The organism is Methanobrevibacter sp., assembly GCF_051877095.1.
GTDB lineage: Archaea > Methanobacteriota > Methanobacteria > Methanobacteriales > Methanobacteriaceae > Methanocatella.
Genome location: NZ_JBJEIO010000009.1, coordinates 1 through 19,916, shown reverse-complemented (window position 1 = coordinate 19,916; position 19,916 = coordinate 1). Strand labels below are relative to the sequence as shown.

At 29.0% G+C, this 19,916-nt stretch carries 17 protein-coding genes; 14 read left to right on the top strand and 3 right to left on the bottom strand.

Features of this window, described 5'->3' with window-relative positions:
* Positions 1 to 109: 109 nt before the first annotated feature.
* The 4 genes from ACI389_RS06025 (at position 110) to ACI389_RS06010 (ending at position 4,241) form a co-directional block, all read left to right on the top strand.
* Positions 110 to 2,707, top strand: coding sequence for an ATP-dependent helicase (locus ACI389_RS06025; protein ID WP_439780740.1), 2,598 nt, complete (start codon positions 110 to 112; stop codon positions 2,705 to 2,707).
* A gap of 9 nt (positions 2,708 to 2,716) precedes the next feature.
* Positions 2,717 to 3,178, top strand: a complete 462-nt coding sequence (locus ACI389_RS06020) for a flavodoxin family protein (protein WP_439780634.1) — start codon at positions 2,717 to 2,719, stop codon at positions 3,176 to 3,178.
* A gap of 269 nt (positions 3,179 to 3,447) precedes the next feature.
* Positions 3,448 to 3,816 (top strand): DUF5518 domain-containing protein, encoded by a 369-nt coding sequence (locus ACI389_RS06015; RefSeq protein ID WP_439780633.1) that lies wholly within the window; start codon positions 3,448 to 3,450, stop codon positions 3,814 to 3,816.
* Between the two features lie 17 nt (positions 3,817 to 3,833).
* Positions 3,834 to 4,241, top strand: a complete 408-nt coding sequence (locus ACI389_RS06010) for a hypothetical protein (RefSeq protein WP_439780632.1) — start codon at positions 3,834 to 3,836, stop codon at positions 4,239 to 4,241.
* 64 nt (positions 4,242 to 4,305) lie between these two features.
* On the opposite strand, the gene ACI389_RS06005 is transcribed toward ACI389_RS06010, so the two are convergent.
* On the bottom strand, positions 4,306 to 5,397 hold the full coding sequence (locus tag ACI389_RS06005) for a formate--phosphoribosylaminoimidazolecarboxamide ligase (RefSeq protein WP_439780631.1): 1,092 nt from the start codon (positions 5,395 to 5,397) through the stop codon (positions 4,306 to 4,308).
* A gap of 248 nt (positions 5,398 to 5,645) precedes the next feature.
* Here ACI389_RS06005 and ACI389_RS06000 point away from each other — a divergent pair, with 248 nt between their 5' ends.
* Both ACI389_RS06000 and ACI389_RS05995 read left to right on the top strand, forming a co-directional pair.
* Positions 5,646 to 6,176, top strand: a complete 531-nt coding sequence (locus tag ACI389_RS06000; RefSeq protein ID WP_439780630.1) for a metallophosphoesterase — start codon at positions 5,646 to 5,648, stop codon at positions 6,174 to 6,176.
* A 1-nt stretch (position 6,177) separates the two neighbouring features.
* The gene (locus ACI389_RS05995; RefSeq protein WP_439780629.1) at positions 6,178 to 6,813 is read left to right on the top strand and encodes an RlmE family RNA methyltransferase; all 636 of its coding nucleotides are present in this window, start codon (positions 6,178 to 6,180) and stop codon (positions 6,811 to 6,813) included.
* On the opposite strand, the gene ACI389_RS05990 is transcribed toward ACI389_RS05995, so the two are convergent.
* Positions 6,810 to 7,229: a hypothetical protein gene (locus ACI389_RS05990; RefSeq protein ID WP_439780628.1), complete on the bottom strand. Its 420-nt coding sequence runs from the start codon at positions 7,227 to 7,229 to the stop codon at positions 6,810 to 6,812. The two genes, ACI389_RS05995 and ACI389_RS05990, sit on opposite strands and share 4 nt — an antisense overlap.
* A 125-nt stretch (positions 7,230 to 7,354) precedes the next feature.
* On the opposite strand from ACI389_RS05990, the gene mcm reads away from it, so the two are divergent.
* The 5 genes from mcm (at position 7,355) to ACI389_RS05965 (ending at position 12,136) form a co-directional block, all read left to right on the top strand.
* Positions 7,355 to 9,358: a minichromosome maintenance protein MCM gene (gene mcm / locus ACI389_RS05985; RefSeq protein ID WP_439780627.1), complete on the top strand. Its 2,004-nt coding sequence runs from the start codon at positions 7,355 to 7,357 to the stop codon at positions 9,356 to 9,358.
* A 114-nt stretch (positions 9,359 to 9,472) separates the two neighbouring features.
* Positions 9,473 to 9,880, top strand: coding sequence for a translation initiation factor IF-2 subunit beta (locus tag ACI389_RS05980; protein ID WP_067040760.1), 408 nt, complete (start codon positions 9,473 to 9,475; stop codon positions 9,878 to 9,880).
* A 31-nt stretch (positions 9,881 to 9,911) separates the two neighbouring features.
* Positions 9,912 to 10,955 (top strand): 60S ribosomal export protein NMD3, encoded by a 1,044-nt coding sequence (locus ACI389_RS05975; RefSeq protein WP_439780626.1) that lies wholly within the window; start codon positions 9,912 to 9,914, stop codon positions 10,953 to 10,955.
* An 8-nt stretch (positions 10,956 to 10,963) separates the two neighbouring features.
* Complete coding sequence (locus ACI389_RS05970) at positions 10,964 to 11,926, top strand: tyrosine--tRNA ligase (RefSeq protein ID WP_439780625.1); 963 nt, start codon at positions 10,964 to 10,966, stop codon at positions 11,924 to 11,926.
* Positions 11,927 to 12,136, top strand: coding sequence for a hypothetical protein (locus tag ACI389_RS05965; RefSeq protein ID WP_439780624.1), 210 nt, complete (start codon positions 11,927 to 11,929; stop codon positions 12,134 to 12,136).
* An 18-nt stretch (positions 12,137 to 12,154) separates the two neighbouring features.
* On the opposite strand, the gene tmk is transcribed toward ACI389_RS05965, so the two are convergent.
* Positions 12,155 to 12,733, bottom strand: a complete 579-nt coding sequence (tmk, locus tag ACI389_RS05960) for a dTMP kinase (protein ID WP_439780623.1) — start codon at positions 12,731 to 12,733, stop codon at positions 12,155 to 12,157.
* Positions 12,734 to 12,813: 80 nt separating this feature from the next.
* Between tmk and ACI389_RS05955 the strand changes: the two genes are divergently transcribed.
* The 3 genes from ACI389_RS05955 to ACI389_RS05945 all read left to right on the top strand — a co-directional run bounded on the left by ACI389_RS05955 (position 12,814) and on the right by ACI389_RS05945 (position 19,733).
* Positions 12,814 to 15,318 (top strand): U32 family peptidase, encoded by a 2,505-nt coding sequence (locus ACI389_RS05955; protein ID WP_439780622.1) that lies wholly within the window; start codon positions 12,814 to 12,816, stop codon positions 15,316 to 15,318.
* Positions 15,315 to 17,729 (top strand): DUF3656 domain-containing U32 family peptidase, encoded by a 2,415-nt coding sequence (locus ACI389_RS05950; protein ID WP_439780621.1) that lies wholly within the window; start codon positions 15,315 to 15,317, stop codon positions 17,727 to 17,729. The genes ACI389_RS05955 and ACI389_RS05950 overlap by 4 nt, the downstream gene beginning before the upstream one ends.
* A gap of 78 nt (positions 17,730 to 17,807) precedes the next feature.
* On the top strand, positions 17,808 to 19,733 hold the full coding sequence (locus ACI389_RS05945; RefSeq protein WP_439780620.1) for a MutS-related protein: 1,926 nt from the start codon (positions 17,808 to 17,810) through the stop codon (positions 19,731 to 19,733).
* Positions 19,734 to 19,916: the final 183 nt, after the last annotated feature.

Here is a 19,916-nt window from a genome sequence, read left to right as displayed (position 1 = left end):
ATAATAAAAAAAACTTCCAAGAATATTATAAACTAAACACTAAATATTTAAAAATTAAATACATAAAAATTAAAAAGTTAATAATATTAAAAAATGAGGTATAATGATAATGATTGAAGAGCAAACTAAAATTTATTCTAAAAAAGAAATTTTTAAAATCCTACATCCTTGGGTTCAAAAATGGTTTGACTCACAATTCAAGGATTTTACTCCTGCACAGAAAAAATCAATCATTGATATTCACAAAAAGAATAACATTTTAATTTCATCACCAACAGGATCTGGGAAAACATTAACTGCATTTTTATCCATAATCAGCGAATTAACAACACTTGCAGAAAAAGATCAGTTAGAAGATAAAGTATATTGCATTTATATCTCACCATTAAAGGCATTAGATAATGATGTTGAAAAGAATTTAGAAGATCCGTTAAGAGGAATTGAAAAGATAGCTGGAAAAGATTTGGGAATTAGAAAAGCAGTACGAACCGGAGATACTTCCCAATACGAAAGGCAAAAAATGCTTAAAAAACCTCCTCACATCTTAATTACAACACCTGAAACATTATCCATTCTACTTGTTGCTCCTAAGTTTAGGGAAAAATTAAGTGGAGTTAAATATGTTATTATTGATGAAATACATTCACTTGCTGAAAACAAGCGTGGAGTTCATTTAAGTTTATCTTTAGAGAGATTACAACATTTAGTTGGTCAATATACCAGAATTGGTCTTTCAGCAACAGTAAGTCCTATTGAAGAAGTTGCAAAATTCCTTGTAGGATATGAATATGGTGTTGAGAGAAATTGTAAAATAGTCAATATAGATTATTTAAAAGAACTGGACATGGAAGTGATGTGTCCTGTAAGTGATATTGTGCTAGCAGACGAAGAAGATACTCGTCTTGGAATGTATGATTTATTAGATGATTTAATTCAAGAAAATAAAACAACATTAATCTTTACAAATACTCGTAGTGGAGCAGAACGCTATGTTTACAATTTAAAGAAAATGTATCCAATGAATTATAATGATTCAAATATAATGGCACACCACTCATCACTCTCAAAAGATGTTCGCTTAGATACTGAAAATAAATTAAAAGAAGGGAAACTCAAAGCTGTAATTTCCTCAACATCCCTTGAACTTGGAATAGACATCGGATACATCGACCTTGTTGTTTTAATAAATTCTCCAAAATCTGTTGCAAGAGCTCTTCAGAGAATTGGAAGAAGTGGACACAAGTTACATGAAAAATCTAAAGGTAGAATCATTGTAACAAATCGTGACGATTTAGTTGAATGTTCTGTTTTACTTAAAAACGCAAAAGAAGGCAAGATAGATAAAATTAATATCCCAACTAACTGTTTAGATGTTTTAGCCCAACATATCTATGGAATGGGAATTGAAAATCCTTGGGATATTGATTATGCCTATGAAGTAATAAAAAAGAGTTATTGTTATAACAATTTATCAAGAGATGACTATGAAGATGTATTAAGCTACATGGCTGGAGAGTATCCTGAACTTGAAGAGAGATATGTCTATGCAAAAATTTGGATTGACTATGAGAAAAATACCTTTGGAAAACGCGGAAAAATGGCTAGAATGATCTATTCAACAAATATCGGAACAATTCCCGATAGTTCTAGTGTTTTAGTTAAATATGATGGGAATACTGTTGGAAAAATCGAAGAAAGTTTCATGGAAAAATTAAAAAAAGGAGATACATTTGTTTTAGGAGGTAGAACTTATAGATTCAACTATGGAAAAGGAATGACAATCAATGTAACTCCAGCAAGTGGACCACCAACCATACCTTCATGGTTTTCACAACAGCTACCACTATCTTTTGACCTTGCAATGGACATTCAACACTTTAGATCACATATGGAAAGCAAATTTGAATATAGAAGGAGTAAAGAAGAAATAATGGAATTCATATTCGATTATTTATATGTCGATGACTTTGCAGCCAATTCCATATATGAATATTTTGTTGAACAATACAAATATGCTAAAATCCCTAGTAATCGCGTTTTACTCATTGAATACTATAAAGGATTTGGTGGAAGAAATTTTGTAATATTCCACTCCTTGTTTGGAAGAAAAGTAAATGATGCATTATCTCGTGCTGTTGCATATGTTGTTGCACATAACTACAACACCAATGTAACAATCTCAGTTACTGATAATGGTTTTTACTTGAGTTCCGAAGGTAAAATTGGCGGATTAGAATCATTTAAACAATTAACTCCTGAAAATTTTGAGACAATACTTACAAATTCTCTAAACAAAACAGAAACACTTGCATCAAGATTCAGACATTGTGCTGGAAGATCACTTATGACCCTGAGAAGATACAAAGGAGAGTCAAAATCTGTTGGTCGTCAGCAAGTCCGTGGAAAAATATTACTCAAATTTGTTCAAGATATGGATGAAAATTTTTCAATTTTAAAAGAAGCTAGAAGAGAGACACTTGAAGATTATATGGATATTAAAAATGCTTTGAAAGTAATAAATATGATTGCAAATGAATCCATGGAAATAAAAACAATAAATACTGTAATTCCAAGCCCATTTGCATTTAATTTAGTTTCACAAGGATATTTAGATATCCTTAACCAAAATGACAAAGCAGAATTTACAAAAAGAATGCATAAAGCAATACTCGACCAAATTAAAGATAAATTAAAAGATATTTATTAAGGTGAAAATATGAAAACATTACTAGTTTACTACTCAAGAACAGGTATGACTAAAAAAATAGCTAAAATGATTCAAAGTAAAATAAACTGTGATATTGAAGAAATTACTGATAATAACAAGTATTCTGGAAAACTTGGATTTTTAAAAGGTGGAATGAACGCTTCCATGGGAAGAACCAGTAAAATCAACTCCATTACAAAAAATCCTTCAGATTATGATTTAATCATCATTGGAACTCCTGTTTGGGCTTCAAATATAGCAACACCAATTTACACTTATCTAATGAAATACAATAAAGAGTTTAAAAAAATAGCTTCATTCTGCACATGCATGAGCAATGGATATGAAAAAACTTTAGAAAACATATCAAAATTAACTGGAAAGAAACAAATTTCCACAATGTTCTTAACCTCAGAGGATATTGGAAATCCCGAAGAAAAAATAGATATTTTCATTAATAAAATCAAATAATTTTTCTACTTTTTCTAAAATATGATTTCATAAAGAGGACTTTAGCCTCTTTTTAATATTATCTTAATAATATTGTATTTTCTTATATAACTGTCCAATAATACTTTAATAGTAATTAAAATTCTTAATTATCAAAATTTAAAAAAATCAACAAATCTTAAAATTTATTAACTAAAAAATATATATAAAAAACTGCATTTCATAAATGAAATCTATAAAGAGTATAACTTTTATTAAGGATATCAAATAATTATTATAATGGTGATATTATGACTAAATGGAAAGCAGTAACCATAGGTTTCATATTAGCTGTAATAGTTAAATCATTTTTCGCCCAATATGAATTTATTGGATTATTATTTGTTGGATTTATCACAGGTTATATTGCACATGACGGAGCACTTAGTGGATTATGGAATGCTGCCGTCGCTGGAGCATTAGGAACAATTGTTTGCGCAATATTATTTGTTTTAATCGCAACTTTAGGCGGAAGTTTATTCGGTATTTTCGGAGGATTAACTGGATTTACCCTCTCAGGAATTGCAAGTGTAACCATAGTAATAAGCTATTTAATTTATTATGCAATTGTAATGGGAATAACTGGAGCATTAGGTGGAATAATAGCTTCTAAAAAATAAGTTTTTGGAGATAAAATATGAATATATTTTCAGGGATAAATGTAAAAGCATTAATTTTTGGAGCAGCAATGGCAGCTGCATGTATAATAATTGGATACAATTGGAATGATTGGTTATATGCATTTTCAGCAATTGGACTCATTTATGTAGGATATGGTCAACCAAATATTAAGACTGGAACTATAATGGGAGCCCTTGCCGCTACACCAATTGTAGTCTTAACTTTTCAAGGATATTTAGGAACTTTTGATGGGTTCTTCCTAACTGAAACTGGAATAATGTCTGTAGCACTTTTAATTATAGGTGTTGGAGCTTTCATCGGTTTTGTTGGTGCATGGACTAAAAGAGACCGTATAAAAGCAGTAGAACAATATAATAAACAAAAAAATATTGGTAAAAATAAAAACAAGAAAAAATCAGATTGAAAACTCAACCTAAAAAAAAAGCGTTTTAAATAAAATTTTAAAAAAAATAAAAAATAATAACTATTTATGTTATTATTTTTTCTAATTCTTCTCTTTCTATTGCACGTTTAATTTCAACAGCAATCCTTCTACCCATACTCATTGGTTTTCCATAAGTTAAATATGAGTAAGGAGAACCATCCATAAATGTATTTGTACCACCATCAGTTCTTGCACTGATTTCGAAACAAATTACTTCTAAATTATCATTTACTAAAGTTTGCATACAGAAAGGACCATTTAGTCCTGGAGCAACTAATTTTTTAGCACTTTCAGTTAATTTATCAGCCATGTCAAATACTTGAGGAAGTAAAGATTCACGAATTACAGCGGGATGGTTACCAGTAACAACATAAGAAGGACTTAAATCAATATCTAATTGATCTTTTGCAGGCATTCTTACAAAACCATCAATACTGGATTCATATCTTGTATCCATACCCATTAATTCAACAGTATCATCTAATGCAGAGTAGAAGTAATGTATACAGTAGTTACAACCAGAAACATATTCTTCAATATGTGCTGCTTCTACATCTTTATCTTCTAACCATCCACGTGCTTTCATAGCTTCAATTTTTGCATCAAATTCTTCAGTAGATGAAGCAACAAAGTAACCTCTTCCACCTCTTGCACCTGGGAACTTAACCATTACTGGCCTATCAATTTCTGAAGGACCCTCATATTTAAATGGTATTCTTACGCCACCTTCAACAAGTAATTGTCTTTCTTTGTCTCTTTCAGCTTCCCATCTAAGAACATCCCTATTACCAAACATAGGAACATTGAACTTATCTTCAACATTATCTAAACCAGCGTATGCAACAAAAGATCCATGAGGAACTACAATAGCATTCATATCTCTGAGTTTTTGTTGTACATCTTCATTTACAATATCTTTAAATTCATCGACAATTATGTATTCATCTGCAACACCAAATCTTTGATATGGAACTTCTCTTCCTTTTTCACAAACAATAGCTGTCCTAAATCCTTCTTCTTTTGCACCTTGCAAAATATGTAAGGAAGTATGGCTTCCAAGGGTAGCTATTGTTATTTCACTTTTGTCATATTTAGCCAAGATATCCAAAATATCTTCCTTTTTAACTTTTCCCATTTTATCTCTCCTAAAAAGAATGATATTTTTATATATATAATTATGAATTAATAATAGTTTTTATTTGATTAAATGAATTCAATTATTTTTTAATAATTTTTTGATTTTTTGAAAAATATTTTATACATCAACCATTAACTAGAACATTTTATTATTTGGACTAAATACTCTTGAGCAAACAATTTTCCCATAAATTAAAAAGGATGATAAACAAATATTTTAAATGAATAAATAAGGATTGAAAAATTATGTTAATCGGTTTAATTTCAGATACACATATTCCCGACAGAGCAAAAGAAATACCTAAAAAAGTAATTGAAGCTTTTAAGGATGTTGATTTAATATTACATGCTGGAGACTTAACTTCCATGGAAGTCCTAGAAAAATTAGAAGAAATAGCCCCAGTTATGGCAATACAAGGGAATATGGATAGAATCAATGGAATTGACCTTCCAAAAGCAAGAGTAATAGAAGCAGAAGATTTGAGAATTGGATTGATTCATGGAGAAGTTTATCCAAGAGCAGATACACAACAATTATTATATCTAGCAAGACAATTAAATGTAGATATTTTAGTATCTGGGCATTCACACCAACCAAAAATTGAACAAACCGAAGGAATTTTACTTTTAAATCCCGGAAGTCCAATTGTGCCAAGACTTGCAGACAGAACTGTAATGCTACTTGAAATTAACAAAAAAGAAGTGGATGTAGAAATAATAAAGATTGGTGCACCTGTTTGTAGTGCACTTGACTTTGATAAATACAAGAGGGATTAAAATGGGAAGCAGATGGCAAATGGAAAAACACAATGACCCCTATTATAAAAAGGCTAAACAAGAAGAATATCGTTCAAGAGCATCATATAAACTCAAACAACTTGATAAAAAATATAAACTCATTAAAGAGGGAAATACCGTAGTAGACCTTGGAGCAGCACCAGGAGGATGGTCCCAAGTTGCTCTTGAAAAAGTTGGTGAAGAAGGAATTGTTGTTGGAGTGGACCTAAATAGATTTAAAAAATTCCATGAAGAAAATTATTATGGAATTAGAGGAGATTTCACAACACCTGAAGTCCAAGAAAAAATTATGGGACTTATCGGAGGAAAAGCAAAAGTAGTTATGTCTGATGCTTCACCTTCATTGTGTGGAATCAAAAATATTGACCAACTTAGATCAATTGATTTAGTAAATGTTGTAATTGAAATCGCTGAAAACATATTAGAAGAAAAAGGAAACCTTATAATGAAAGTATTTCAAGGTCCAGAATACAAAAACATGTTAGATTCTCTTAAAGGTAAATTTAGACATGTAAGAACAACAAAACCTGCATCATCACGTAAAAAAAGTTCTGAAATGTATGTTGTTGGCTTGGAATATTTACCAAATAAAAGAAATAGAAAAAGAAAAAATTAAAGACTATTATAAGCATCTTCGGCAGCTTTAAGTTTTTCCTTAGCAAAAACTAATCTACTGTCGACATCATTTGATGGTTTGTCTGCATCTAAAGCACTTTGAACATTTTCAATAGCCGAATTGGCCCGAGATAGCTCTAGTTTAGCATCATTATAAACTTTAACATCATCAGCACCACCTGCATAATATGTTGATTTAATATTGTCAAATTTTACAGACAAATTACCATATTCTGCTTTAAGTTCTGCGAGCTCATCATATTGTGTTCCAGAGGATATATCATTAGTAATGTTGGATGAAACAATACTATATCCTACATATGCCACAACAATAATTGTTGAAATAATCATTATTATTCCAACAACAGAAATCATCATAGAAGTAGATTTAAATAAACTTAATCTAGATTTTCTCATATTATCCTCACATAATTTATATAAAAAATATTAGATAATACTATATTAATTTTAGTATATAATTTTTATTACCAACCTCATTTTATCAAAATTTTTTTTAACTATGAACTAATAATAATAAGATAATGAATTCAACTACTAAATCACAAACATCAATTGCAAAATTTGAAGAATTTTTTGCTACATCATATAAAGATGATGTATTTGACATCCTTGAAAAATATCCGGATGAACGATCTCTTACAGTAGACTATCGTGCACTAGAAATATTTGATCCAGACTTAGCAGATTTATTAATAGATAAACCAGAAGAAGTTATTCATGCTGCTAGTATAGCTATAAAAAATATTGACCCTCTTGTTAAAGATGCTGATATCAATATTCGTTTCGAGCAGTTAAGTAATATTATTCCATTAAAAACTCTTTTGAGTAAATATATTGGAACTTTTGTTTCAGCAGATGGAATTGTTAGAAAAACTGATGAAATAAGACCTCGTATTGAAACTGGTGTCTTTGAATGTAGAGGATGCATGAGATTACATGAAGTCGAACAAACTTCAGCAAACACTATAATAGAACCTACATTATGTAGTGAATGTGGTGGAAGATCATTTAGATTGCTCCAGGAAGAATCCAAATATATTGATACACAAACTGCAAGGATGCAAGAACCTTTAGAAAACTTATCTGGAGGAACTGAACCTAAACAAATGTTGATGATTTTAGAAGATGATTTAGTAGATAAATTAAATCCTGGAGATAAGGTGAGAATCACTGGAACTTTAAAAACTTTCAGAGAAGAAAGAAGTGGTAAATTTAAAAATTACATTTATGTAAACCACATTGAACCCCTTGAACAGGAATTTGAAGAATTACAACTCTCTGAAGAAGACGAAGCTGAAATCATCGAATTATCAAAAGATCCTAATATTTATGACAAAATTATTAAATCAACAGCACCATCCATTAGAGGATATAGAGATGTAAAAGAGGCTATTGCACTTCAATTATTTGGAGGAGCAGCTAAAGAACTTGAAGATGAAACTAAATTAAGAGGAGATATACATATCCTTATTGTTGGGGATCCAGGTATTGGTAAATCCCAAATATTAAAATATGTTTCCAGACTTGCTCCAAGAAGTATTTATACAAGTGGTAAAGGTACAACAGGTGCAGGTTTAACAGCTGCAGCAGTAAGAGATGAACTTGGAGGATGGTCTCTTGAAGCAGGCGCATTAGTACTTGGGGACCAAGGTAATGTTTGTGTTGACGAGCTCGATAAAATGAGATCCGAAGACAGGTCTGCACTTCACGAAGCATTAGAACAACAAACTGTAAGTATTGCAAAAGCAGGCATTATGGCAACATTAAATTCCAGATGTTCTGTACTTGCAGCTGCAAACCCTAAATTCGGAAGATTTGATAGATATAAAGTACTCGCAGAACAAATTGATTTGCCAGCTCCAATTATTTCTCGTTTTGATTTAATTTTTGTAATTGAAGATAAACCAAGTAAAGAAAAAGATTCAGAATTAGCAGAACATATTTTAAAAACTCACCAGTATAATACTGTTGACTATGAAATCGAACCCGAACTACTTAGGAAATATATTGCTTATGCTCGTAAAAATGTTAATCCTAGATTAACCGAAGAAGCAAATGAAGTTTTAAAAGAATTTTATGTAAGTACAAGGAATAGTAATCCTGAAGAACAAGGAGCCGTTCCTATTACTGCAAGACAACTTGAAGCTATTATTCGTTTGTCTGAAGCTAGTGCTAAAATTAAACTTAAAGAAACTGTAGATAAGGAAGATGCAGAAAAAGCTGTTAGATTACAATTATCTTGTCTTAAAGAAGTTGGTGTTGATCCTGAAACTGGAGAACTAGATGCAGATATTGTAAGCGGTGGAACACCAAAATCAGATAGGGATAAAATACAAAGAGTAACTGAAGAAATCAAACAACTCGAAGAAGAATATGCTGGACAAGCTCCTTTAAATATATTATTATCCAATATGAATGACAAATATGGGGTAAGTGAAGATAAAACCGAACAAATTATCAAAAACTTAGTCCAAAAAGGAGTTATTTATCAACCAGTAAATGGATATTTCAAACGTGTAGTTTAAATATTCACTTTTTTATTTTTTTACACAAAATTCCTTTAATTAACAATACATTAATAAAGGAGTAAAATAAAATTTAATATATTATACTTATACTAATTTTCACGGAGAGATAACATGGATAAATACGAAGATTTATTAGAAAGAGCAATTGACCAATTACCTCCTGAAGTATTTGAACACAAAAGATTCAAAATTCCTAAAGCTTATTCAGATATCCAAGGTAATAGAACATTTATTAAAAACTTTAAAGACGTTGCAGAAGGTTTAAACAGAGACCCACAACACTTATTAAAATTTTTAATGAGAGAATTAGGTACTGCGGGAAATATCGAAGGTCAAAGAGCAATTTTACAAGGTAAATTCACTCATTACTTAATTAATGAAAGAATTGAAGATTATGTAGACAAATATGTAATTTGTCATGAATGTAACAGACCAGATACTAGAATTATCAGAGAAGGTAGAATATTCTTACTTAAATGTGCTGCATGCGGTGCAACAGCACCTTTAAAATCTTTATAATTTTACCTTTTTTCTTATTTTTATTGATACTATGTTTTGTCCAGAGTGCGGAAGTACTGATAAAAAGATGGTTGGCAACATCTGTATTGACTGTTTTTTAAAAGATTTTCAAATGATTGAACTACCTAAAAGAATTGAAGTTCAAATTTGTAGCCATTGTAATAGTAAACTTGAAGAAGGCAAATGGAGTGAAGAATTCCTTCCCGAAGATGAAATAATTTATAGAGCACTTGAGAGAAACATAAAAATCGCTAATGAAGTCTCAAATGAAGTTATTAATTTAGAAATTGACCAAATGAAAGGTACAATCGCTGAGTGCTATGTAGAAATTATTGGGGAAGTTGAAGGAACTGAAATTGAAGAAACACAAGAGACTGAAGTTAAAATCTTAAAAACTGTTTGTCCAACATGCAGCAAAATACAATCTGGATATTATGAATCAGTTATTCAATTCAGAGCAGACAATAGAGAAATAAAAAGTGAAGAATTTAAAAAAGCTGATGGGATAGTTGAAAAGGTTTTAACAAAACAACTAAAAAATGATAAGTTAGCATATTGTCCTCAAATAGCAAAACCTAAAGAAGGTCGTGATTATTACATCGGTTCACTGAAAAGTGGTAGAAAAGTTGCTGAAGGCTTAAAAGAAGAGTTTGGAGGAGTGATTAAAGAATCTCCAAGACTTATCAGTGAAGACAAATCTACTGGAAAAGGACTTTACAGAATTTGGATTTCAGTTAGAATACCTGAATTTGAAATTAATGACTTTGTCAAATTTGAAGATAAAATAATTCAAGTAACTGGTATTGATAAAAATAGGATTGTTGGTAGTGATATTGAAACAAATAAAAAACAGAATATTCCTTTAAAGAATATTGAAAAAATAGAACTTGTTAAAAAAGCATCAGATATCGAAACAACAACAATAATTTCAATGTCTCCAAGTACAATTCAAATTTTAGACCCTGTTGATTATTCAGCAGTTGATTTAGAAATGAAAGACGAATTTAGTAATTACAACATTGGAGACGAAATAAATCTTATAAAAATTGATAATTACACATATTTACTAAACTAAGTGATAAAATGAATATTGAAGAAAAAATTCAATTAATCGAAGAAGGAACCTTAGAAGTTATAGACACTGAAGAATTAAAAGAAGTACTCTCTAAAGATGAACCTATAGCATATACAGGTTATGAACCTTCTGGTAAAATCCATTTAGGACATGCAGTAACTGTCCAAAAACTCAAACAATTACAAAAATTAGGATTTAAAATAAAAATCCTTTTAGCAGATTATCATGCATTTTTAAATGGAAAAGGAACTCCTGAAGAAATTGCTGAAACTGCTGAATACAATAAAAAATGTTTCCAAGCTCTTGGTCTTGATGAAAGCACTGAGTACGTTTATGGTTCATCATTCCAATTAGAACATGATTATACTGATAAAGTTTATCAATTAGCTACAATGACTACTTTAAAAAGAGCAAGAAGAAGTATGGATCAAGTAAGTCGTGCAGATGATAATCCTAAAGTAGCTAGTGTGATTTATCCAATTATGCAAACTGTAGATATGGCTGCTCTTAAAGTAGATATTGCACTTGGTGGAATGGAACAGAGAAAAATCCAAATGTTAGCACGTGAAAACTTAGAAAAAATTGGAGAAAATGTTCCTGTTTGTATTCACACTCCATTATTACACGGTCTTGATGGAGATGCAAAAATGTCTTCAAGTAAAGGAAATTACATTGCAGTTGATGACTCTGTTGAAGAAATTACTAAAAAAATCAACAAAAGTTACTGTCCACAAGGTGAAGTTGAAGGCAATCCAATGATTGAAATTGCAGAAACATTCTTTTATCCAAATCAAGAAAAATTACTTATTAAAAGACCTGAAAAATTTGGTGGAAACATTGAACTTACTCATGATGAATTAATCAAAGAATTCAGCGAAGGAAATTTACACCCAATGGATTTAAAAAATGGAATTAAAGATTTCTTAATCGAATTCTTTGCACCTGTAAGAAAATACATGGAGGAACACTAAATGGCTGAAGAAAAAGAAGAGTTTGAAATGGGTTTACCGAATGGTGTTGGTGAACAAATGCTTGCTCATGCATTCGAAAAATTTAATATTAAATTAGAACAAACTGAATTTGGACCTAAAATTATCGGAGAATATGATGAGCTTGTAAAAGCAAAAGACTTTTTAGAAACAGCAATTCGTGACAGATTAAAAGAATTAGAAGGAGAATAATCTCCTTTATTTTTTCATTTATTGTATGCAATCTGGACAAATCCCAAGATATGGTGCAACTGCTTTTTTAATATCAGAAGATACTTTATTTATACCATTACTTGCATCAATAATTTCTGTTGTATAATTTTCAGCTAATTTTAAATAATTATCTTTAACTTTAATTAAAAATTCTTCATTTTCAAAAGTATCCTCACCAGATGTTCTTGCAACTGATTTTTTAACATCCGAATCAAGTAAAATTAATAAATCTGGCTTTTTAACATATTTATTTAAAATTTCAATCCATTCTTTTGGTTCTTGGTAAGCTAAACTTGAAATAAAAGATCTATCTGAAATAAATATTTTTGATTTATCTTCTATTTCATCCATTATTAACATTCTATCTGCTGCAAACAAAAGCCCTAATGTTTTTTGAACACTATCAGTTGTTGCATCTGGACGTTGTAATATTTTTCTAATAAGTTTTCCTACTTCAGAATCTGTTGGTTCAACTAATGTTTCAACTCTAAACCCATTATTTTCCAACCATTCTTTTAACAATTGAACTTGAGTTGATTTTCCAGCACCATCAATTCCTTCAAATACAATATACATAAAATAGAATATGTTCTAAATTTAATATATAATTAATTATAAAAATATAAATGAATAATCAATCAAGGTGTAAAAATAAAATGGTTTTAGAAGAATTATTAGCCCCAGCAGGCTCATATGAAGTATTAGTAACAGCAGTTAATGCTGGTGCAGATGCAGTTTATATTGCAGGACCAAATTATGGTGCAAGAGCATATGCTAAAAATTTTACAATTGATGAACTTGAAAAAGCAGTGAAATATGCTCATTTAAATGGTGCTCAAATCCATGTAACTGTTAATACATTAATCAATAACTTCGAAATAGTAGATGTATTAAACTATTTATTCAAATTATACCAAATTGGAGTTGATGCAGTTATTGTACAAGATTTAGGATTAATTTGGCTTTTAAAAACATTTATTCCCAACTTAGAAGTCCATGCATCAACACAAATGGGATTGAATAATTACAGTTCAATTAAATGGGCATCAAAAAATAACATTAAAAGAATTGTTCTACCAAGAGAAGTCAACATTAATCAAATAAAAGAGACTTATAATCAGCTTAAAAACGATAATATCGATATGGATATTGAAGTATTTGGTCATGGTGCACTATGCTATTGTGTTAGTGGAAAATGTTACATGTCATCATACAATAGTGGTAGAAGTGGTAATAGAGGAGCTTGTGCTCAACCATGTAGAAGACAATACCGTCTAAAATACAGAGGATACAATATAGGAAATGGATTTTTACTTTCAACTCATGATCTTGCAACTTACGATAACATAAAAGAAATATCAAATGCTGGAGTTAAATCCCTTAAATTAGAAGGTAGGATGAAATCCAAAGATTATATTGGAACTATTGTGAACAGTTACAGAAACATTATTGATGGTAACCCTGGAGATTATAAAAAAGATTTACACCTTGTTTTTAATAGAAAATTTACCGATGGATACATAATGGGAGATAAACCTGGAGAAGTAATGGGAAGAGGAAGTTCAGGTCACGAAGGATTATACATTGGAGATATAACCAAAATTGAAGGAACAAAAGTCACTATTGAAATAAAAAATAAAGAAATTCCCGTTATTTTAGAACCGGGAGATGGAATTGCATTCAAATACAATGGTAAAATTAAAGGGATTTATTTAGAAAATATTATAAAACAAGACGAAAATGAAATTATAATTGATACTACACGTCTTGTTAAAGAAGGAACTGAAGTATTTATCAGTTATTCTGCATCAACTCATGAATATTTAAAACAATTCGAAAAAGAAAGCATTAAAAACCATATTGGCCTCAATTTATCTTTAACATGGGACAAAGAATTGAACTTATATACTAAAGTCGAATATCATATTGATGGTGAATTAATTAATTTTAGACATAAATCATTAGATATGTTTGAAAAAGCTAACAATAAACCAGTAGATGAAAAAACAATTGAAAACCAACTCAATAAAACTGGTGGAACACCTTTCTTTATTGAAAATATTCGTTTTAATAATATGCCTAAAGATATGTTTATACAAATTCGTAAAATTAACCAAATTAGGCGCGAAATATTAGACACTGCAACTGAATTACTAATGAACCATTACACTCCAACTAAAAAGGCAGTGAAAGAGGTACGTAAGAATTTAAGTAAATTTATCAAAGATTATGAAAACAATGAAGGCAAAGTTAAACAAAAAACACCTAAATTATCATTGTTTATTGATGATTTATCCCAAATTAGAGCAGCATCAGGATTTGACTTAAAAAGAATTTATTTTGATGGAACCTGTCACTATAATAATTCAGAGGACTATTTTAAAAATATTAAAGATACTTTAATGAAAGGTAGTTTAATGGCTTCCCCAACAGAGTTTGTTTGGGTTTTATCTTCATTTATAACACAAGAAGATGCAATAAAATGTAGTGAAATTGTAAAAGAACTTGAAAATGAAGGAATAATCATTTCTGTAATGGGAGATTTCCCAGGCATGAAAAATATATTTGACTGTCCAATATACGGAAATCATAATTTAAATGTTTGGAATAGTTTCTGTGTACGTAATTTAAACGAAGCAGGATTCAAATCATTAATATTGTCCTCTGAACTTTCAGGCAGTGAAATTAAAGAGTTAGTTCTTAAAAACCATGATAGAAATATTGATTTAGAAATGATTGTTAATGGAAATCTTGAAGTAATTGTAAGTAAAGATGATTTCACTAATTTAAATGATGGTAAAGACTTTATTATTCCAAATGATGCAGATTATGCAATACTTGAAGATAAAAAAAGGAAAAAATTCAAATATAAAGTATTCTTCGACTACAACAGGCAAAGCCATATCATTAATAAAGATTGTTTATGTTTAATTGAAGAGATAAATGAAATTAAAGAATTGGGTCTTGATTCATTAATACTTGATTGCAGATATTCTAACGAAAAATACACAGCACAAATATTATCAATTTATAATGAAAGCCTTCATAATAAAGACCAAGAGGAATTATCCAAATATAAATATCAAATTATGGATTTTTCACAATCTTACATTAACAAAGGAAACTACATTGAAGGTAGGTTACACGAGGATAAACAATGAGAATCCCGGAATTACTTGCACCTGTTGGGTCAATGAATCATTTAAAAGTAGCGATAAATGCCGGAGCTAGTTCAATTTATCTATCTGGAAAAAATTATGGTGCTCGTAAATTTGCAACTAACTTCACATTAGATGAAATTAATGATGCAGTAAATACTGCACATATGCATAATGTTAAGGTTTATGTAACTGTAAATACATTAATTAAAGAAGATGAGTTAGAAGATGTAATAAACTATGTTTCCAAGCTATATTCAATTGGAGTAGATGCTGTTTTAGTGCAAGATTTAGGATTAGTAGAATTAATTAACAAGTACGTACCAGAATTAAAAATTCATGCATCAACACAAATGACCTGTGAAAATCAATTAAAATTAGATTACCTTAAAAGCAAAGGAATAAAACGTGTTGTACTTCCTCGTGAAATGAAAAAAGAAGAAATTAAAGCCTTAAATACAGATATGGAATTTGAGATATTTGCACATGGGGCTTTATGTTATTCTTATTCTGGTCAGTGTTTAATGAGCAGTTTTAAAGGAGGGCGTAGTGGAAATAGAGGAACCTGTGCTCAACCTTGCCGTCAAAAATACAAAATAAAAGGAATTAAAAAAGAAGATTATTATTTGTCCCCCTGTGATTTAAGCTTATTTGATCAATTAAAAAAAATATCCGAATTGAATATTGCTTGCATTAAAATCGAAGGTAGAATGAGAAACAAAGAATATTTAGCTATTGTAGTCAGTGCCTACCGTAAAGCATTAAATAAGTTAAAAAGTGAAAAAGAAACTAAAAATGAAGATATAAATCTTGTATTCAATAGAGGATTATGTGAAGGATTATTTAATGATTCTCCAAAAAGAAGTTTAAAAGCAGGCCATATTGGATTGAAAATAGGTCATGTTATAGAATCTAAGAAAAATCAAATTGCAATTAGATTAAATGATTCTATTAAAACCATACCCGAAAAGGGAGATGGATTATTGCTAATTAAAAATGGTGAAGATTATGGATTTGAAGTATCTCAAAATCCGCTTATTACATCATTAAATCATTTTAAAACAGGTAAAAATAAACCAATGAAAGATTTGACCCGTAAAAATAGAATATTAATTATTAAAAAAGTATGGCAAAATAAAAAGAGTGCTTTTAATTTAACTGAATCTGATGTATATCTAACAAAAAGAAATAAATTGAATAAAAAAGTTAAAGAAATTGAAACTAAAGGATCTAGTTTTATTAAATCTAAATTAACACTTACATTTTCTATTAAAAATAATTTTCCAGTACTAAAAGGAAGATTAACCCTTGCAAATAGAAAAAAATTTGAATGCGAAGTTACAGGAAATACTCCTTTTGAAAAACCACTTAAAAAAAGTGTTAGCAAAGAAACTATCCAAAAACAACTTCAAAAGATTGATAATTATCCATATCAAATTACTCAAATAAATATTAATTATGATGGGACATTATTTATCCCAATAAGTAAAATTAATGAACTTAGAAGAAATTTATTTAAAAAATTAGAAAAAAAAGTTATTAATTCATTTAAACATCCAAATAAAAAAATCCAATTAAAACGCTTCAATAATACGAATAATAAATCAGAATGTAATTTCTCTTTTTATACAAACAACTTAAAACATTTAGAGCATATCAAAAATGTTAAAAGAGTGTATTTAGAAATTCCAAATAATAATGATTCATTAATTCTCTCAAAAGAAACTCCTAACATTAATTACATGATTAATTTTATTAAAAAGGCTTATGAGATATCATATGATAAAAATTATAAATTGATTTGGAAATGGCCAGATATAACTCATGATAACTTAATTAAATCATTGAATAAAGTAATAGGCATATTAAATAAAATGAATTATAATCTAGAGATAATGAGCAATAGTTTTAATGGTAAATATGGATTTTATTCCATGAATATTGTAAACAATGAAACTATCAACAGTCTCAATAACTATAAAATTTTAACATTATCTCCTGAATTAACTAAGAAAGATTATGAGAGCATAATTAAAAATTGTAAGTATCCTCATAAACTCGAAATATTGGTTCAAGGATCAGTTGAACTTATGAAAACTAGATACCCATTATTATATGATACCGAAATTAAGGACTATGAAAATTATTTAATTGATAAGAAAAACAATAATTACCTAATTCATAAAAGTATTTCCTCACAGGAATTAACTATTTTCGATGATAGTGAACTTTCTTTAATTAATGAAATAAATTATTTAAAGAATATTAATTACTCTAATTTTGCAATAGATGGAAGATATAAAGATGATGAATATTATAAAGTGATTGATATTTACAATGAAGCAATAAATGGAAACATAAATGAAAAAAAATTAAAAAAATATAGTTTTAAAAATACAATAGCAAATTATTAAATATTACTTTTCAAATGCTCTTGGAAATATTGAATATATATTAAAAAGCAATACTGTAACACATAAGGGTTTGATAAAATGCAAAGGGAAAGGATTACATTGCAAAATATTAAAGGAATTGGAGATAAAATCTCTGAAAAAATTATAAAAAGTGTTGGAGGTGAAGAAGAACTCCAAAAAATAATTGACAATGTTGACGTTGAAAAAATAACTAACATTGATGGAATAAGTCAAAGAAAAGCAATTGACATTATGAATCAATTATTAAACAATGAAAAAAGTGAATTTATAAAAAGCGACAGAGCTATGGAGCTTTATGAAGACATCATCAATAAAATATTAGCATATTCAAACACATCATATTCAAAAAATAGAATTTTATTACTTTCCCCTTCAAAAGATATTGACAAAATCAATTCACAACTTGATTTTGTAATGAATGCAAAAAATCATGTTTCACAACTTCCAATAATTAAGTTAAGAGGATTAATGAAAAATCTAAAAGAAGTTGAAGATGTAAAAGCAGAATACGATCCAAGTAAAGTAATTCTAGTTGAAAGTGAAGAGGATAATTCATATCTCACTGATTTAGGACTTAATCAATATTATCCTATAATAACTGCAAGTGATTCACCATTACTCCAAGAAGAAATGATGAATTATGATTTAGTATTCTATGTATACTCCCAGGGAATACTTGACTTTGAAGGAATGCCCAATCTTGTAATGATTAACATTGAAGATAATGATTATGAAATTGTTCCTGAAAAAATAATTAATTTCTTTATTCAAAATAAAGAATTATTCACAAGAGTCCATGAAATACAAAAAATCAGAAATAACGAAAGCGTGATTGGAGAAATTCTCCCAATTATTGAAGAAGTCAACATTATAGATAAAAGAGAAGTAGATATTGAAAAACTTGTTTATTCTCTTAAGGAAGATATGGATAATGAATTAGAAAAATCAATAAAACAAGTTGATCTTGAAGGAGATGAAATTCTCAACTTACTAAACAATAATTTCCCTCCAAAAATTAGTAAAATTTTTGACGAAATTATAAATAAAAGAAAAGATATTATTCATGAAAAAACTGGATTAAGATTTGATCCATTTTTAAGAACATACCCAATAGAAATAGATGATGCAGAAATACAAAGAATAACCCTCGAACAATCATCAAAAAAAGAAAACGATATTTTTGATATTAAAAGAAATGCTGCAATTGAATTAAATTCAATTAAAGAAAAAGCTATTGAAGAAGTTAATGATACTATAAAATTTGACTATGAATTCAGCTTAGGTAGTTTTGCATACGAATACAATTTATGTAGACCCGAATTCAGTGAAGAAATTCAATTAGATGGAGCATTACATTTAGAATTAGCGCTTAAAAAAGATAAAAAACAAATCCAAAAAGTAAATTACCAATTGACTCAAGAAGAAAATATTGCACTTTTAACCGGAGCAAATAGTGGTGGTAAAACAACATTACTTGAAACATTAAGCCAAATATCAATAATGGCACAAATGGGTCTTCCTGTAAGTGCAGATAAAGCTAAAATTAAACTGTTCGATGAAGTTTATCATTTCTCCAAAAAAAGATCACTTGATGCAGGAGCATTTGAATCTTTCTTAAATGTATTTATTCCAATCGTAACCACAGATAATGAAAAATTAGTACTTTTAGATGAACTCGAAGGAATAACAGAACTTGATGCAGCAGTTAAAATCATATCAACATTCATAGATATGATAAAAGAATCAAATTCTTATGGAGTAATCGTTACCCATATGGCAAGAGAACTCATGAATTATACAGATATTAGAGTTGACGGTATCGAAGCAAAAGGATTAGATGAAAATTATAATTTAGTTGTTGATAGAACACCTAAAATGAACTTCCTCGCTAAAAGTACTCCAGAATTAATTCTGAAAAGAATATACGAAAAATCAGATGATAATTTAAAAGTAGTATATGCAAAAATTTTAGAAAAATTCTAAAAGGAAAATATATAAATTTCAATAAAATACATCCTATTATATTCAACCACTCCAAAATCATCATTAATTACTAAATCATCACTAATTCCCCAATATTTAATGAGAATTAATTTAACTAGTTAATAGTAATAATGAGCTTGCAGCGAAATGAAATTCCCATAGAAAAAACCATAGTACACAAAC

What these genes read in the sequence shown, in the direction of transcription:
- ACI389_RS06025 (WP_439780740.1), top strand. Translation starts at nt 110, where the DNA reads ATGATTGAAGAGCAAACTAAAATTTATTCTAAAAAAGAAATTTTTAAA.
- ACI389_RS06020 (WP_439780634.1), top strand. Translation starts at nt 2,717, where the DNA reads ATGAAAACATTACTAGTTTACTACTCAAGAACAGGTATGACTAAAAAA.
- ACI389_RS06015 (WP_439780633.1), top strand. Translation starts at nt 3,448, where the DNA reads ATGACTAAATGGAAAGCAGTAACCATAGGTTTCATATTAGCTGTAATA.
- ACI389_RS06010 (WP_439780632.1), top strand. Translation starts at nt 3,834, where the DNA reads ATGAATATATTTTCAGGGATAAATGTAAAAGCATTAATTTTTGGAGCA.
- ACI389_RS06005 (WP_439780631.1), bottom strand. Translation starts at nt 5,397, where the DNA reads ATGGGAAAAGTTAAAAAGGAAGATATTTTGGATATCTTGGCTAAATAT.
- ACI389_RS06000 (WP_439780630.1), top strand. Translation starts at nt 5,646, where the DNA reads ATGTTAATCGGTTTAATTTCAGATACACATATTCCCGACAGAGCAAAA.
- ACI389_RS05995 (WP_439780629.1), top strand. Translation starts at nt 6,178, where the DNA reads ATGGGAAGCAGATGGCAAATGGAAAAACACAATGACCCCTATTATAAA.
- ACI389_RS05990 (WP_439780628.1), bottom strand. Translation starts at nt 7,229, where the DNA reads ATGAGAAAATCTAGATTAAGTTTATTTAAATCTACTTCTATGATGATT.
- mcm (WP_439780627.1), top strand. Translation starts at nt 7,355, where the DNA reads ATGAATTCAACTACTAAATCACAAACATCAATTGCAAAATTTGAAGAA.
- ACI389_RS05980 (WP_067040760.1), top strand. Translation starts at nt 9,473, where the DNA reads ATGGATAAATACGAAGATTTATTAGAAAGAGCAATTGACCAATTACCT.
- ACI389_RS05975 (WP_439780626.1), top strand. Translation starts at nt 9,912, where the DNA reads ATGTTTTGTCCAGAGTGCGGAAGTACTGATAAAAAGATGGTTGGCAAC.
- ACI389_RS05970 (WP_439780625.1), top strand. Translation starts at nt 10,964, where the DNA reads ATGAATATTGAAGAAAAAATTCAATTAATCGAAGAAGGAACCTTAGAA.
- ACI389_RS05965 (WP_439780624.1), top strand. Translation starts at nt 11,927, where the DNA reads ATGGCTGAAGAAAAAGAAGAGTTTGAAATGGGTTTACCGAATGGTGTT.
- tmk (WP_439780623.1), bottom strand. Translation starts at nt 12,733, where the DNA reads ATGTATATTGTATTTGAAGGAATTGATGGTGCTGGAAAATCAACTCAA.
- ACI389_RS05955 (WP_439780622.1), top strand. Translation starts at nt 12,814, where the DNA reads ATGGTTTTAGAAGAATTATTAGCCCCAGCAGGCTCATATGAAGTATTA.
- ACI389_RS05950 (WP_439780621.1), top strand. Translation starts at nt 15,315, where the DNA reads ATGAGAATCCCGGAATTACTTGCACCTGTTGGGTCAATGAATCATTTA.
- ACI389_RS05945 (WP_439780620.1), top strand. Translation starts at nt 17,808, where the DNA reads ATGCAAAGGGAAAGGATTACATTGCAAAATATTAAAGGAATTGGAGAT.